Origin of the sequence: Pseudomonas sp. PvP089, from assembly GCF_017875165.1 — a bacterium.
Classification (GTDB): Bacteria; Pseudomonadota; Gammaproteobacteria; order Pseudomonadales; family Pseudomonadaceae; genus Aquipseudomonas; species Aquipseudomonas fortuita.
The window spans coordinates 2,738,737-2,753,925 of record NZ_JAGGME010000001.1 but is presented as its reverse complement, the minus strand read 5'-3'; the positions used below and the strand labels follow the sequence as shown (position 1 = coordinate 2,753,925).

Sequence of the window (15,189 nt, the reverse complement as noted above, 5' to 3'; positions counted from 1 at the left end):
CTTACAGTTGGCCATCAGACCCCAAGCTTACGCAGAGGTTGCCCGCGCCTGGTCGTTTTGTTCTTTGAATGTTGCCAGCGGCAATTGCAGGGTGAATGTGGCGCCCTTGCCTTCCTCGCTTTCAACGTGAATCCGTCCACCATGCGCTTGCACGATCTGCTCGGATATGTACAACCCCAGCCCCAAGCCCCCGCTGGCTTGCAGGGCAGCGACCCGTTCGAACTGCTGGAAAATGCGCTGCTGGTTGGCCGCGCTTATCCCAATGCCGTGATCCTGAACCTGCACCCAGGCCATCCCCGCTTGCTCGAACACCCGTACCTCCACCGGCTTGCGCTCGCCGTAACGCATTGCATTGGACAACAGGTTGGCCACTACTTGTTCAATCCGGAATTCGTCCCACTCACCCTTCAATGCTTCACAGCGCTGCAGTTCGATGTGGGTGTCCAGCGCCATGGCTTGCGCGGTGAAGTTTTCCACCAACCCACGCACCAGTTGACCGAGATCGAACAGCCTGGGGCGTAGCGACAATTTACCGGTGCGGATGCGTGACACATCAAGCATGTCCTCGACCAACCGGATCAGGCTGTTGATCTGCCGCTCGTCGCGTTCGACCATGGCTTGCAGCTTGTCGGCGCTGAAGGCTTCCAGGTTGCCCCGCGCCAGGTGCATCTTGCGCAACTGGGTTTCCAGGATCAGGCCATTGAGCGGTGTGCGCACCTCATGTGAGACGATCGACATGAAGTCGTCACGCATGCGCACTGCATGCTCAAGCTCACCTCGCGCCACCTGTAACTGGCTGAGCAGCAGTTCCTGCTCCTGGCGGCTGTGCTCCAGGGCTTCCAATTGCCGGCCAAGCACCTTGCGCTGGCGGAACAGGTCAACAAACACCGAGACTTTGCTTTTCACTGCCAGGGTGTCGAGCGGTTTGTGCAGAAAGTCCACGGCCCCGCTCTCGTAGCCTTTGAAGGCATAATTCATCTCGCGGCCCGCCGCGCTGACGAAAACGATCGGGATATTCTTGGTCTTGTCGGTGCCGCGCATCAGCTCGGCAAATTCGAAACCGTTCATGCCCGGCATCTGCACATCGAGGATGGCCAGCGCGAACTCGTGCTCAAGCAGCAACGACAACGCAGCTTCGGCAGACTGGGCCTGGTGCACTTCGCGGTCTTCGCCCTGGATAAGGGCATCGAGCGCCAGAAGGTTTTCCGGCAGGTCGTCGACGATCAGCAGTTTGGCGATGGTGTGGCTTAGCATGCGCTGTATTCCAAGGTCGCGAGCAGCTGCCCGATACCACTCAGAGTAAGGATATGGTCGGGCTGATGCAGGACCAGGGCGGCCTCCGGCATCAGGGAGACCTGTGCGTCGCGAGGGTCCTGGACGATCGTGCGGCCCCCGTTGTTCTTGATATAGGAAAGCCCTCTGGCGCCGTCTTCGTTGGCACCGGTGAGCAGCACGCCAAGCAGGCCCTCGCCATAGGCATCGGCCGCCGAGATGAACAGGAAATCGATCGCTGGACGGGAGAAATGCACGGGGTCTTCCTGGCTCAGCGACAGCGTGAGGTCGTGCTCCACCGACAGGTGGTAACCCGGCCCCGCCACGTAGATCCGCCCGCTGCTGATCTGCGCCTTGTCAGCGGCCTCGCATACCGGGCGATGCAAGCGACGCTGCAGCACTTCGGCCAGTTGGCTGTGGCGGTCGTCCGGCAGGTGCAGCACGCAAAGCACAGGTATGGCGAACGCTGGCGGCAGCGCGCCAAGCACCTCGAACAATGCCGCCACACCGCCCGCCGAGGCGCCGATCACCACTGCGCGTACGCCGTTCATGATTTACGGAAGATCCGTTCGGGCTTGACCAGCGGCTCGAAACGATCGCTGTAGGCCGAAAAATCCACCGACTCCTTGCTGCCCAGCACCAGGAAACCCCGATGGCAGAGCGACTCATGGAACAGCCCGAGGGCGCGGTCCTGCAGCTCTTTGTTGAAGTAGATCAGCACATTGCGGCACGACACCAGTTGGGTCTCGGAGAACACGCTGTCGGTGGCCAGGCTGTGGTCGGCGAAGGTCACGTTATCGCGCAGGCTGCTGTCCATGATGGCGTTGCCATAGGCCGCTGTGTAGTACTCGCTAAAGTCACGACGGCCGCCGGCCAGCCGGTAGTTTTCTTCGTACTCGCGCATGCTTTGCATCGAGTAGATCCCCTGCTTGGCCCTGTCTAGCGAATGCGGGTTGATGTCGGTGGCGTAGATGATGGTGCGCTCAAGCAGCCCTTCCTCACGCAACAGGATGGCCATGGAATACACCTCCTCCCCCGTGCTGCAGCCCGCGATCCATACCTTGATCGAAGGCCAGGTACGCAGCAGCGGCACCACTTCGTTGCGCACGGCAAGGAAGTGGTCAGGGTCGCGGAACATCTCGCTGACGGGGATCGTCAGGTACTGCAGCAACTGCATGAACATGCCGGGGTCGTGCAGCACGCGCTCCTGCAGCGCCGACACCGTGAGGCAATCAAACTGGCGCAGCGCATGCAGGATCCGGCGCTTGATCGAGGCGCCGGAATAGTTGCGGAAATCGTAGCTGTACTTGAGATAGATGGCCTCGATCAGCAAGCGGATTTCGATGTCGGTGTTACGTTCGCTAGTCAAATTCGCTCCAGTTGCGGCAGCCATACACGAATCAACGAGAACAAACGGTCCAGGTCAATCGGTTTGGCCAGGTAATCATTGGCGCCGGCCTGCAGGCAACGCTGCTGGTCATCCTTCATGGCCTTGGCGGTCACGGCGATGATCGGCAGTTTGCGCCAGCGCGCTTGCTGGCGGATCAACCGGGTGGCCTCGAAGCCGTCCATTTCAGGCATCATCACGTCCATCAGCACCAGGTCGATGTCATCATGCTGCTCCAGGCGCTCGATGGCCTCGCGGCCGTTACGGCCAATCTCGACGATGGCGCCCTTGTGCTCCAGGGCACTGGTCAGGGCAAAGATATTACGCACATCGTCGTCCACCAGCAGCACCTTGCGCCCCTCGAACACCTTGTCGCGGCTGCGGGCGGTCTTGAGCATGCGCTGGCGTTCGTTGGACAGCTGCGATTCTACCTTGTGCAGGAACAACGTCACTTCATCGAGCAGGCGCTCCGGCGAACGCGCGCCCTTGATGATGATCGACCGCGAGTACTTGAGTAGATCGGCTTCTTCTTCGCGGGTCAGGTTGCGCCCGGTGTACACGATCACCGGCGGGAAGGAACGGATATCCTCGGCGGTCATGCGCTTGAGCAGCTCGTTGCCGAGCATGTCCGGCAGCTTGAGGTCGATGATCATGCAGTCGTAGATGTTCTCGCGCAACAGCGCCAAGGCATCCTGAGCCATGGCCACGGCAGTGATCTCGACGTCGTCGTCGCCAATCAGCCGGGCGATGCTCTCGCGCTGCAGGTCGTCGTCCTCCACCAGCAGGATATGCTTGAGCTTTTGCGTCAGCTTGGCTTCCAGGCGCGCGAAGACTTCCTTGAGCTCCTCACGACTGGTGGGTTTTACCGCATACCCCACCGCCCCCATGTGCATGGCTGCCTCGACGCGGTCTTCCACCGAAATGATGTGCACCGGGATATGGCGGGTGCCGGCCTGCTCCTTGAGCCGCTGCAGCACGGTCAACCCCGAGTGGTCGGGCAGGCGCATGTCCAGCAAGATCGCATCCGGTATGTATTGGGCCGCCAGCTCGAAGCCTTCGTCGGCGCCATGGGCCACCAGGCAGCTGTAGCCCAGTTCGTGCGCAAGGTCGAACAGAATGCGGGCAAAGTTTGGCTCGTCTTCGATCACCAGAATGCAACGGGAATCGAAGGGGGCATGCTCGCGGTCGTCGGCAAAGGTCGGTACCAGGCGCATGGCGGCAGCGGCCACAGGCACTTGCGGTGCTGGCGGCAACGCGTCGACGGCGGGGCGCAGGCTTTGCGGCTCGATGTCTTCGGCATCGGCGGCATAGCGTTCCGGCAAAATCAGGCTGAACACACTGCCTTGGCCTGGGCTGCTCTCGACATTGATCTGGCCACCGAGCAGATGCGCCAGGTCCCGGGAGATCGACAGACCCAGGCCAGTGCCACCATAGCGGCGGTTGCTGGTGCCATCGACCTGGTGGAAGGCGCCAAAGATCGCCTGGTGCTGATCGGCAGCAATACCGATACCGCTGTCACGCACGGCGAACACAATACCGCTGCCAGGCTGGTAGCTGACGTTCATGCTGACCTGGCCACGCTCAGTGAACTTGATGGCGTTGGACAGCAGATTCTTGAGGATCTGCTCCAGGCGCTGACGATCCGTGAACAGCGTGGCCGGCACCTGCGGCTCGAGCTTGACGTCGAAGGCCAGGCCTTTGTGGCCGGCAAGCGGCTGGAACATGCCGCGCAAGCCTTCGGCCAGGCGCTCGACCTGGGTGGTCTCGGGGCGCACTTCAAGCTTGCCGGCCTCAACCTTGGCAATGTCGAGAATGTCGTTGATCAGGTTGAGCAGGTCGTTGCCTGCCGAGTAGATGGATTCGGCGAACTTGACTTGCTCCTCGCTGAGGTTGCCCTCACCGTTTTCTGCCAGCAGTTTGGCCAGGATCAACGAGCTGTTGAGCGGCGTGCGCAGCTCATGGGACATGTTGGCGAGGAATTCGGACTTGTACTTGCTCGATCGCTGCAAGTCGTCGGCGCGGGCCTGCAGCTCCAGCTGTGCCCGGCCCAGCTCTTCGTTCTTGCGGTCCAGCGCATCGGTGCGTTCCGACAACTGCTCGTTGGTCTGCTCAAGCTCAGCCTGTTGGGTCTCCAGGTGGGCCTGGGACTCCTTGAGCACCCGTGACTGCTCTTCGAGCTCTTCGTTGGCAGTCTTGAGCTCTTCCTGCTGCACCTGCAGCTCTTCATTCAGCTGCTGGGTTTCGGCCAGCACTTCCTGCAGCCGCTGACGATAACGGGCACTCTCGATCGACATGCCCAGGTTGCCGCCGACCCGTTCCAGCAGCTCTTCATCGCGCTCCTGCAGGGGGCGCAGGAAGCCCAGCTCGATCACCCCGTTGATCTGACCGTCCTCGGTGGCCGGCATCAGCAGCGCACTGCGCGGCAAGCCGCTGCCCAGGCCGGAACTGAGGCGATAGAAGTCTTCCGGCAGGTTGTCCAGGCGCAACAGGCGGCCTTCACGCACGGCCTGAGCCAACAGGCCGTCGTGGTCCAGCCTGATCTGCTCGCGCGCCTGCTCTTCGGCGCCCAGGCCATAACAGGCCACCCGGACCAGGCGGCCATGCTCATCGCGCACATACACGGCGCCCACTACACTGCCCAGATAAGAAGCAAAGAAGCGCAGGATGTTGTCACCAAGCATGGGCAAGGTCAGTTGCCCGAGCACCTGCTGAGCCAGCTGGGTCTGGCCGTTGCGCAACCAGGCCTGCTGCTCCAGGCGCTGAGCCGAGCGTTGCTGGGCCTGAAGGTTCTCATCATAGCTGGTCGACAGCGCCACCAGGTCTCGACGACCCAGGTAAGCCAGCAAGGCGCTGAGGCCGACGATGAACAGCACGAAGGCCGAGATCGCCGTCACAGTGACAGAGCTGACCTTTTCGTTACGGGCCATGCGCAGTTGCTGTTCGGTGCTGATCAGGCCATCGAATTCCTTGCGGATTTCATCGGTGATGCGCTTGCCCCGGCCGTTGCCGATCGAGGCCTGGTAATCGCCCTGGCTACGGCGCAGGTTAATCATCTCGTTGCCGAAGTCGTTCCAGGCCTGCTGCAAAGCAATCAACCGGTCGATACGGTCGACCTGCTGCGGGTTGTCCTCCACCATGCCCCGCAGGCTTTGCAGGCTGCCGAGAATACGTGGCTTGGCCACCTCGTAGGGGTCAAGGAAACGCTCGTCACCGGTGATCAGGAAACCGCGCATGCCGGTTTCCATGTCGATCGACAGCTTGACCGCTTCGTTGGCATTGCCGATGACCCGATCGGTGTGTTCGACCCACTGCATGGCCGAAAGCAGGTAGTTGATCACCGCAACGAAGGCTACGGCCCCCAGCAGGCCCACCCCCAGGGGGAGGCCGATGTTGCGGCTCAACAGCTTGCGAAAGCTTCGCTGGTCTATCGAGGCTGCTTGAATCATGAGAAAACGCCCGAGCAAAAAAAGTCCATTGGAAAGAGTGGCGGATCAACCGTTGTTGTTATCTGCCACTGCGCCGTCCTGATAAGCGAGTCTAACCAGCTTTGACGGGTCTGGCAGGGCATTTAGCCAGTATTTGAAGGCGGTGTGCGCCAATCGTTCCATCTGATTGCAGGGATCGGTATCCTCGGGAACTTCTGTTGTCACTTGGCGCACAGATAAAAGACATTCATTTGTACAGGATCCGAACCATGCATCTTCTTGTAGTCGAAGACGACGACATCGTACGCATGCTGATGGTCGAAGTGCTCGACGAGTTGGGCTACACGGTCATTGAGGCTGAAGACGGCGAAGCCGCCCTGCAGGTGCTCGCAAACCCAAGCCAGCCGCTGGAACTGATGATGACCGATGTGGGTTTGCCGGACATGCGTGGCGATGTGCTGGCAGGCAAAGCGCGCGAGTTGCGGCCACTGCTGCCCGTGCTGTTCGCCAGTGGTTATGCCGACAGCATCAATGTGCCCGAGGGCATGCACCTGATCGGCAAGCCGTTCAGCATCGACCAGTTGCGGGACAAGGTGGTGGCCATTCTGGGTCACCCGTGAAATCGGTGTAGCCTGCTTCGCGGGCTTGCCCACTCGCACAAAGACCGCATGGTTTCGAACGCTGTGACGGTCCTGTGGGAGCGGGTTGACCCGCGAAGAGGCCGGCACAGGGCACACAACTCACAGCTCCCTGCGCAACAAATAAGTATCCATGATCCACCCCTTACGCCGCCTCTCCTGTTCACGCACTTCCAGTATCCGCGCCTTCACCTCCTGCAACGGCCCGGCAATCAGCACTTCATCCTCGGTACCCAGGCAAGCGCCCCAGTAGATCACCAACCCCGGATCATCGAGCTGAGCAAACGCGCACTGCCCGTCGAGCATCACCACCACGTTGTCGATAGGCCCATGCGCGGCCAGGCGCCGCCCTGGCAGCACGGTCAGCGGCTCGCCGATGCGGTTGAGGGGCACCTGATGACGCGCCGCCAGCGCCTGTACACTGCTGATGCCTGGAATGATCTGCAAGCGCAGCGCCACGCCGCGCTCGCGGACCAGATCGAGAATCCGCAGGGTACTGTCGTAAAGGGTCGGCTCGCCCCACAGCAGAAAGGCGCCGGTTTCGCCGTCGCCAATCTCCTGCTCGATCAGTTGGGCATACAGCGCAGCACGCTGCCGGTGCCAGTCCTGCACCGCACCCAGGTAGTCATCTGCCTGGCCATCGCGCAGGGGGTCGGCGACCTGCACCAGGCGATAGCCACCCTCGGGGCGGTAGCGCTGCACAATGGCCTTGCGCAGGCGTACCAGCTCATCCTTGTCGCTGCCCTTGTCGAGCACGAAAAACACGCAGGCGCGGCGCAGTGCATCGACTGCTTCATAAGTGACCTGGCGCGGGTCACCCGCACCGATCCCGATCAACAACAGGTCTTTCATTGCTTTGCCCTTTGCGGGAACCAGCCGCCATTGTCAGGCGGCTACCGGTATTTGGCAAAACGCCCGCTTAGAAAACCGAGAAGTTGTAGCTGACAATCACCCGTGTTTCATCCATGTCACGCGCCCACTTTTCATAATTGCTACGGTAAGTGGAATTACGCAGGCGCACGCTGACATCCTTGAAAGTGCCACTTTGCACCTGGTACTTGAACTCGGTGTCGCGTTCCCATTCCTTGCCTTCGGCCCTGCTGCCCGGCACCTTGATATTGTCGCCATTGATGTAGCGGGTGAAGAAGGTCAGGCCGGGCACACCCAGCGCCTTGAAGTCATAGTCATAACGCACCTGCCAGGAACGCTCCTGAGCGGCGGCGAAATCGTTGACCTGAGCATAGTTGACCAGATACGGGTTGCTGCCATCCAGGTACGGCATGGCGCTGTCGCCATACATCCGCTGCCAGCCGGCACTGATCTTGTGGCCACCCAGGCTGTAGCCGAGCATGCCGCTGAAGGCGCGATGGTCGATTGCACCGGCGCGGGCATTGCCAATGTCATCACTCTTGATCAGGCGCAGGTCGGCCGACAGGCTGCCCAACGCCAACGGCTGGCTGGCCACCAGGCCGAGGAAGTGCTGGCGGTAAATATTTTCCAGCTTGGCCACCTGGTACTGGGCGCTGATTCGCTCGTTGAAGCGGTAGTCGACACCGGCCAGGTCAAAGTGGTCAGCTTCGATATCGCAGGCATAGCGCTTGTTCTTGCAGTGCACGCGGATGTCCTGGCGGTCAGTGGAATCCCGCGCGGTGTATTTGTCCAGGCGGGCCAGGGTGAACTTCAAGTCGCGCACTTCTTCAGAAGTGAGCATGGCGCCATGGAACAGGGTGGGCAGCAAGCGGCCGTCGTTGTATTTGAGCAATGGCACATCAGGCATCATCGAGCCGTATTTGAGCACGCTCTTGGACACCTTGACCTTGGCCGCCAGCCCCATCTTTGCATATTGGTCAACCGAGTGCCGCGGGTCATGACCGGAAGAAGGAAGCAGGCCACTGTTACTGTCTGCCGGACTCGAGTCCAGTTTGAAGCCGAACATGCCCAGCGCATCTACGCCAAAACCGACCGGCCCTTGGGTATAACCCGACTGCACATTAAGGATGAAACCTTGCGCCCATTCTTCCCGCTTGGAAGCGCCTTGGCTGGAACCGCTTTGGCCATCACGAAAATCCCGGTTGAAATAAACATTGCGTGCTTCGACCTTGGCACTGCTGTCTTCAAGAAATCCGGTGGCCTGGGCGTTGACGCCGGCACACAAGAGGAACAGGCCGGCAACACGGCGCCCAGGGGCGAGGGGGAAAGGGGCAAACATGCGAAGACACATCCAGAATCAAAGGCGGGATACACACTGCGGCACGAACTGGCCACGGCACTGCGACAAGGCCGAACAATCAACGGCCATCATCTGAAATGATCGCGCAACGGCGCTGGCGCGCGCCATTGGACCATGGTCTAGACGAACCGCTGGGGAACGGCAAAAAAACCGTGAAATAGCGCGCGCAAAACTAGGAAAGTTCCCGCCTTACTTACAAAAGTTTGCTGTTTACCCAGTCCCGATGAATGTCTACACTCACTATCAGCGAACAGCAGACCCCACCTGCGTGGCTGGCGTTTTATGTAGTTTTAATGTTCGTCACGCCCTGCCACGACCGACGTACAGGAGTGATTACAGTGTCCAGACTTGCAGAGTTTCGTGCTGCCGAAAAAGCGCTCCAGGAGCAGATGGCGCAACTGGAGGCATTGAAAAAGGATGCCGGCCTCAAACGCGAAATCGAATTCGAGCAGAAACTAGTCGGCCTGATGAAAAGCTATGACAAGAGCCTGCGCGATATCATCGCCATCCTCGATCCCAAGGCGGTAGCCAAGACTAGCGGCCCAGCGCCCAAGCAACAGCGCCGCCCACGCGTGGTAAAGGTTTATCAAAACCCGCACACCGGCGAGCGGATCGAGACCAAGGGCGGCAACCACCGCGGCCTCAAGGCCTGGAAAGAACAGTATGGGGGCGCCACGGTGGAAAGTTGGGTACGCTGATGAAACGTCAACGCACACTTCACACTTTTTTCACAAGGGCTGGCTCAATATCGAGACAGCTAAAGGACTAGCGACCCCACGCGCCCGCACATGCGGGCCTCTAATTCCAGCGCCCTGCCCCGTGCAGGGCGCTTTCATTTGCGCAATCGGCGCACTTCCGTATCATGGCCAGCCTGTCTGTTTTGCCGGTGCCCTGCGCCCGGCCCCGTCTCAGGAGTTCCCATGAGCCTGCACGATCTGCACACCCTGCCTGGCGTCACCGCCCAACCGGATGCCGCTACCGCCCACTTCGTCTTCAACCACACCATGTTGCGCGTCAAGGATATCGAGAAGTCGCTGGACTTCTACACCCGGGTACTGGGTTTCCGCGTGGTGGACAAGCGTGACTTCCCTGAAGCCGCCTTCAGCCTGTACTTCCTTGCCCTGGTCGACCCGGCGCAGATTCCCGCTGATGACGCTGCACGCCACCAGTGGATGAAGTCGATCCCTGGCGTACTGGAGCTGACCCACAACCACGGCACCGAAAACGATGCTGAGTTTGCCTACCACAACGGCAATACCGACCCGCGCGGGTTTGGCCACATCTGCATTTCGGTGCCGGACGTGCGCGCCGCCTGTGCGCGCTTTGAAGCACTGGATGTGCCGTTCCAGAAACGCCTGCAGGACGGGCGCATGAACCACCTGGCCTTCGTCAAGGACCCGGACGGTTACTGGGTAGAAGTGATCCAGCCGACCGAGCTCAAAGGCTAAGCATTCATCGCTGTTCGCTCGTCGGGCCGGGAACTCCCGGCCCCTTGCTGTGGTATATGAAGGTAACGGCTTCACATGCCACAGCGAGGTAAGGACGATGCAATCTCTTCACTGTGAATACCGCGAGCACACCATCACCGCCAGCGTGATGCCCCACCCCGACTCCCCCCTGCCCTACGCCGCCGGCTGCCTGATTACCGCGCCCGACGGGCACACCAGCAAGCGCATGTCGATGCCGATGAAGTTTGTCTCCGACCTGGAGAACGCGCAGCATGTGTCGCTGGCCCACGGCCGCGCACTGGTCGACCAGCAGCTGGATGACGGGCACAAGCTGTTCTGACCCTTCCAAGGTTTGTACTGGCCCCTTCGCGGCTAAAGCCGCTCCCACAGGTAATCCACAGATTTCAGATGCTTTGCTGTACCTGTGGGAGCGGCTTTAGCCGCGAAGGGGCCAGCACAGGAGTAACTAGCCCTCCCGGGCGTAAGCCACTGCGGCATCCACCTGCGCCCGCGTCGGCCTGATACCCGTGTACAGCACAAACTGCTCCAGCGCTTGCAGCGCAATGACCTCCAGCCCGGTAATCACCGGCTTGCCCAACGCCTGCGCCCGGCGAATCAACGGCGTCTGCGCCGGCATCGCCACCACATCGAACACCCGCTCGGCCGCCGCTATGGCATGCTCAGAAAACGCCAGCACCTCTGCCTCCGGCCCGCCAGCCATACCGATCGGCGTCACGTTCACCAGCATCGGCGGGCAGATGTCGCCCAACTCAGCCAGCCAGCGATAACCACACACATCTGCCAGTTGCCGACCGGCCTGCTCGTTGCGCGCAACGATGATGCCTTCGGCAAAGCCTGCATCACGCAGGGCACTGGCCACGGCCTTGGCCATGCCACCACTGCCACGCAGGGCAAAGGCGGTGCCCGGATCGACCTGATGCTGCGCCAGCAACTGGCGCACGGCCAGGTAATCGGTGTTGTAGGCCTTCAGGTGGCCACCGGTATTGACCAAGGTATTGACCGACTCGATGGCCGCCGCCGACGGGTCGATTTCATCGACCAGCGCCATACAGGCCTCCTTGTACGGCATGGACACGCCGCAGCCGCGGATACCCAAGGCGCGGATACCCGCCACCGCCGCCGGCAGGTCATCGGTACGCATGGCCTTGTAGTAAAAGTCCAGGCCCAGCTGCTGGTACAGGTGGTTGTGAAAACGCACGCCAAAGGTGCCGGGGCGGCCGGCCAAGGAGATGCACAGCACGGTATCCCTGCTGGGAGTTGTCGACATAACCTGCTCCTGTGTCAGAACTGAAACGTTTGTGCAGCGTAACAGAGGCGACCACTGGTCGTCCCTTACACAACCTTTACCGTTCCCCTGTGCTCAGCTGACAGAGACTGGAGTCATATTATCAAGGCCCCCCGAACGTGGGCTTTCTCTGCGAGGTGCTCCATGATCCGTCACATTCCCGGAATCGCCCTGCTGGTCGGTGCCTTGGCCATCAGCGGGCCCGCTGCTGCTCACGGTGGCCATGGCGGCGGTGGCTGGTATGGACCGGGCCCGGTCCTGGGTGCGGCAGTGGTCGGCGCCGTGGTCGGGGCAACGGTTTATGGCGGGCGTGACCGTACTGTGTACGTTGAACGCCAGCCGGTCTATTACGGGCCGCCGCCGGTGTACGTGCAACCGCCGCCGCAACCGGTGTACTACCAGCCGTACTACGCACCGGCACCACCGCCCCCGGGCTACCGCACCTACTACGGCCCGCCACCGGTGTATTACGGACCGCCACGCTGGTAATGGTTGATAGAACTAATGACCACTATCGAGGAAGTTGATTTCAAAGTGCCCAGGCTGCTGCGTATGGTAGGGCCATGTTTCACAGGAGGTCCACATGGCCACTATCCAGATCATGTCCGTTGTCGGCAGCGCCGTTCCCACTTCACTGCGTGAACAGGGCCGGCTGGCATGCTGGTACCTGGTGCGCAACGGCGAAGCCGTAAGCGGCCCGATGCCGACCCTTGCTGCGGCGCAGGCCCTGGTTGAACAGTTGCAACCAGGCACCCTGGTCGCCTGACCCGAATTTGTTGTGCGTTGCTCCCTACGCCCTTTATGGCCCGCCGATCTGGCGGGCTTTTTTTTGCCGAAACGCCTGGCCGTTACTGTGTGGGGGGCGCATCGCGAGCAAGCTCGCTCCTACAATTTTTTCGGGCCAGTGTTTTTTGTAGCCATAGCCAACTGGCTGGTCAGTGCCAGGACTTTGCCCTGTAGCCGGCCGACGCTTATCACCAGCTCGTTGCGTTCCCTGGCGAACTGGTCGGCTTTGGCCTCTGCCTCTCTGCGGGCATCGCGCTCAATGTCCAGCAGGTCGGTCAGTCGGCGGATGACTGCAATATCTGCACTGTCCATCGCACGCTCGGTTGCATCCCTGGATAACCACTTGCGCAGCCACAGACCTGCACCCAGTAACACAGTGCCCGTGCCGCTCAGCCAAGTGACTGTGCCCGGGCCGAAGTCGGTCGGATCCATGTGAACCTCATTACAGATGATGATGCCATGAGCCCCGGAGAAAAATGTCTCGCTGGCTTCCCTTGCTGGTGAATTTAATTTAGCCTACAGCTAACTTTGCCACAAGAGAAATTTAGCTATGCGAACATTTAGCAGCAAGCTAAACACTGGCATGCTTCGCCCTATGGACATCTACGACATTCGCAAGCACAACCTGGTCAAGCTCATCGGCAGCCAGAGAAAGGGATCCTGCGCAGAACGCTGGGGGATGGCGCCTGCACACCTCAGCCAGATCCTTTCCGACAAGACCGTGAAAAACCTGGGCGATGACGTGGCCCGCCGAATCGAGGGCATCGAAGGTTTGCCTCGGGGTTGGTTCGACGCACTGTCGGCAGGCGACCCTGGGCAGCCTTCGGTCGAAGCCGGCGACGGTAAACTTTCGGCAGCCGACCTGGTCAAGCAGATGCTTGCCAGAAGCGGCAGAGGCATCCCTGAAGAAACCCGCCAAAGGTTGCTGGCCGCTGCAGAAGAACCGCAGAATGCCACGCTGCTAAAGGCTGACCGTGTTCGCCCTGGCTTGGTCGGCGACGAAGTGTGGATTGCTCACTACGATGTGCGGGCTGCCATGGGCGGTGGCCAGATCCCTCACGACTACCCCGAGATGTTCACAGACGTCCGCGTCAGCCCCAGCCATCTGCGCGAACTGGGTGTGACGTTCACGGAGCACCATCACCTGAAGATGGTAACGGGCTGGGGCCAGTCGATGGAGCCGACCATCAAGCACCGCGACCCGCTGATCGTCGATGTCAGCATCCGCGAGTTCGTCGGCGATGGCATCTACTTTTTCTCCTGGGGCGACCATATTTACATCAAGCGACTGCAGATTGCTGATGAGGACCATTTCGAGATGATCTCCGACAATTCGCGGCACAAGGACCGCATGATCCGCCGAGAAGAGACCTACATCCAGGCCAGGGTCCTACTGGTGTGGAATGCCCACCTTGTGTAAAACGAAGCCCGCCTCTTAAGGCGGGCGTTTGCTGAGGCTCAAAATGGCGGCGCCTCCTCCATCACCTCCTCGTTGTACTGCTCGACGCTGAAGTCGTCACGTGCTTGCACGCTGGTGCGCGCCCAGCGCACCGTCACGCTCTGGTCATCGTTGAAGGTAAGGTTCAACTCGGGCGTCTCCAGCAGCAGGCCCATCACCTCGTCCCATTCCGCATCACCGTCGGTATCCAGCCGGTGCACAACCACCCAGCGCTGCGTCTGCGCCAGCGGGTGGTTGATCATCGACGACACCCGCAGGCTAAGCCGCTCTACTCCGGTCATTCCCTGGCACTGCCGGGGGGCTGCGTTCACGTGCTTGAACATATTCTCATCCTGATATCTGTATGTTTGTACAGTATTCAGGGAAAGCTTATCTCACCGCCAAATCCACCGTAAACCCCTGCAACCGGAAAATTTCGCCTCCAGGCAATTTTGCCTATAGCGAAATTTATTTAGCCAATGGCTATTGACTTGAATTTAGCCCAAGGCTAATTTCGTTGCGCCAGCCACCGCAAAGCTGCTGGAACGCTTCGTCATTCAGGCCCTTTTCGTCAGGAGTTACCATGACCGTAGACATCAACGATCTCACCATCGCCACCCCGGTGGCGGTCTCCCCAAGCAACCCTGTAGCACTCGAACTCAGCGGTGCTGAAGCGATCGCCCGGTTCCCGAGTGTGGTGAAGGTCCTCAGCGATGGGTCAATCCAGCTTTCAGCCCCCACCAAGGGCGCTTCGAGCAAAAGTACCCACAGGACCCGCTGCGAATGGACAGAAACAGAAGACTGGACACTGGGAAGCGCCCAGGACCACTGGAATCGCCAGACCATGACGCTGACCAAGGTCAACGCGGCGCAAAAGGTGGTGATCGCCCAGATGCACGTGCGCGGGGATGACAGCCCGCCGGTGAAGGTGTTCTGGAACAAAGGCAACATTACCCTGGGGTTTCGGCGGACCTACAACCAGACCGACCCGGTAAACTCGACAGTACTCAAAGGTGTGCCGCTGGGGGGCAGGTTCGACGTGAGCCTCCACACCACGTCTGCAGGCGTGGTCAATGTAACAGCCAAATGCTACGGGGTATCCGGCACGTCCGGCGATCTACAGCTCGACAGCACCTGGTCTTCGCAGCTGTTCGAGTTCCACGGCGGCATCTACAACCAGGTTGACTATACCGACGCAACACCGGCCGACGACGGCTCGGTCTGCATCATCAGCGAACTCTCGCTGATTCATCGCTGAG

17 protein-coding genes are annotated in these 15,189 nt (G+C 60.5%); 8 read left to right on the top strand and 9 right to left on the bottom strand.

Going from position 1 to position 15,189, the window contains the following annotated elements; all coding sequences use genetic code 11:
- Positions 1-27 precede the first annotated feature (27 nt).
- Genes J3A71_RS12820 through J3A71_RS12805 form a run of 4 tightly spaced genes read right to left on the bottom strand, consistent with a single transcriptional unit; the run spans position 28 to position 6,105 of the window.
- A complete protein-coding gene (locus J3A71_RS12820; RefSeq protein ID WP_209952952.1) occupies positions 28-1,254 on the bottom strand; it encodes a hybrid sensor histidine kinase/response regulator in 1,227 nt (408 codons plus the stop codon).
- Positions 1,248-1,823: a chemotaxis protein CheB gene (locus tag J3A71_RS12815; protein WP_209952950.1), complete on the bottom strand. Its 576-nt coding sequence runs from the start codon at positions 1,821-1,823 to the stop codon at positions 1,248-1,250. The genes J3A71_RS12820 and J3A71_RS12815 overlap by 7 nt, the downstream gene beginning before the upstream one ends.
- A complete protein-coding gene (locus J3A71_RS12810; RefSeq protein ID WP_016487627.1) occupies positions 1,820-2,641 on the bottom strand; it encodes a protein-glutamate O-methyltransferase CheR in 822 nt (273 codons plus the stop codon). The genes J3A71_RS12815 and J3A71_RS12810 overlap by 4 nt, the downstream gene beginning before the upstream one ends.
- Positions 2,638-6,105, bottom strand: coding sequence for a response regulator (locus J3A71_RS12805; protein ID WP_096426220.1), 3,468 nt, complete (start codon positions 6,103-6,105; stop codon positions 2,638-2,640). Before J3A71_RS12805 ends, J3A71_RS12810 begins: the two co-directional genes overlap by 4 nt.
- 248 nt (positions 6,106-6,353) lie before the next feature.
- On the opposite strand from J3A71_RS12805, the gene J3A71_RS12800 reads away from it, so the two are divergent.
- Positions 6,354-6,704, top strand: a complete 351-nt coding sequence (locus tag J3A71_RS12800; RefSeq protein WP_016487629.1) for a response regulator — start codon at positions 6,354-6,356, stop codon at positions 6,702-6,704.
- A 120-nt stretch (positions 6,705-6,824) separates the two neighbouring features.
- Here J3A71_RS12800 and cobF read toward each other — a convergent pair whose 3' ends face one another.
- Together cobF and J3A71_RS12790 are read right to left on the bottom strand one after the other, a co-directional pair.
- On the bottom strand, positions 6,825-7,574 hold the full coding sequence (gene cobF / locus J3A71_RS12795; protein WP_096426221.1) for a precorrin-6A synthase (deacetylating): 750 nt from the start codon (positions 7,572-7,574) through the stop codon (positions 6,825-6,827).
- Between the two features lie 67 nt (positions 7,575-7,641).
- Complete coding sequence (locus tag J3A71_RS12790) at positions 7,642-8,931, bottom strand: OprD family porin (RefSeq protein WP_016487631.1); 1,290 nt, start codon at positions 8,929-8,931, stop codon at positions 7,642-7,644.
- Between the two features lie 359 nt (positions 8,932-9,290).
- On the opposite strand from J3A71_RS12790, the gene J3A71_RS12785 reads away from it, so the two are divergent.
- The 3 genes from J3A71_RS12785 to J3A71_RS12775 all read left to right on the top strand — a co-directional run bounded on the left by J3A71_RS12785 (position 9,291) and on the right by J3A71_RS12775 (position 10,740).
- Complete coding sequence (locus J3A71_RS12785) at positions 9,291-9,650, top strand: histone-like nucleoid-structuring protein, MvaT/MvaU family (RefSeq protein ID WP_016487632.1); 360 nt, start codon at positions 9,291-9,293, stop codon at positions 9,648-9,650.
- 222 nt (positions 9,651-9,872) lie between these two features.
- A complete protein-coding gene (gloA, locus tag J3A71_RS12780) occupies positions 9,873-10,400 on the top strand; it encodes a lactoylglutathione lyase (protein ID WP_023048589.1) in 528 nt (175 codons plus the stop codon).
- Between the two features lie 97 nt (positions 10,401-10,497).
- On the top strand, positions 10,498-10,740 hold the full coding sequence (locus J3A71_RS12775; protein ID WP_209952948.1) for a hypothetical protein: 243 nt from the start codon (positions 10,498-10,500) through the stop codon (positions 10,738-10,740).
- Between the two features lie 126 nt (positions 10,741-10,866).
- On the opposite strand, the gene J3A71_RS12770 is transcribed toward J3A71_RS12775, so the two are convergent.
- Positions 10,867-11,688, bottom strand: a complete 822-nt coding sequence (locus tag J3A71_RS12770) for a shikimate 5-dehydrogenase (RefSeq protein ID WP_016487635.1) — start codon at positions 11,686-11,688, stop codon at positions 10,867-10,869.
- Between the two features lie 162 nt (positions 11,689-11,850).
- Between J3A71_RS12770 and J3A71_RS12765 the strand changes: the two genes are divergently transcribed.
- Positions 11,851-12,195 carry a hypothetical protein gene (locus tag J3A71_RS12765; RefSeq protein ID WP_016487636.1) on the top strand — a complete coding sequence of 115 codons (345 nt, stop codon included), beginning with the start codon at positions 11,851-11,853 and terminating at the stop codon, positions 12,193-12,195.
- 94 nt (positions 12,196-12,289) lie between these two features.
- On the top strand, positions 12,290-12,472 hold the full coding sequence (locus tag J3A71_RS12760) for a hypothetical protein (protein ID WP_016487637.1): 183 nt from the start codon (positions 12,290-12,292) through the stop codon (positions 12,470-12,472).
- A 119-nt stretch (positions 12,473-12,591) separates the two neighbouring features.
- Here the strand turns inward: J3A71_RS12760 and J3A71_RS12755 are convergent, their stop codons facing one another.
- Positions 12,592-12,924, bottom strand: coding sequence for a chemotaxis protein (locus J3A71_RS12755; RefSeq protein WP_023048806.1), 333 nt, complete (start codon positions 12,922-12,924; stop codon positions 12,592-12,594).
- A gap of 163 nt (positions 12,925-13,087) precedes the next feature.
- On the opposite strand from J3A71_RS12755, the gene J3A71_RS12750 reads away from it, so the two are divergent.
- A complete protein-coding gene (locus J3A71_RS12750; RefSeq protein ID WP_016487639.1) occupies positions 13,088-13,912 on the top strand; it encodes a S24 family peptidase in 825 nt (274 codons plus the stop codon).
- 38 nt (positions 13,913-13,950) lie between these two features.
- On the opposite strand, the gene J3A71_RS12745 is transcribed toward J3A71_RS12750, so the two are convergent.
- Positions 13,951-14,274 carry a DUF1654 domain-containing protein gene (locus J3A71_RS12745; protein ID WP_016487640.1) on the bottom strand — a complete coding sequence of 108 codons (324 nt, stop codon included), beginning with the start codon at positions 14,272-14,274 and terminating at the stop codon, positions 13,951-13,953.
- Between the two features lie 239 nt (positions 14,275-14,513).
- On the opposite strand from J3A71_RS12745, the gene J3A71_RS12740 reads away from it, so the two are divergent.
- Positions 14,514-15,188, top strand: coding sequence for a polysaccharide lyase family 7 protein (locus tag J3A71_RS12740; RefSeq protein ID WP_096426223.1), 675 nt, complete (start codon positions 14,514-14,516; stop codon positions 15,186-15,188).
- Position 15,189 lies beyond the last annotated feature (1 nt).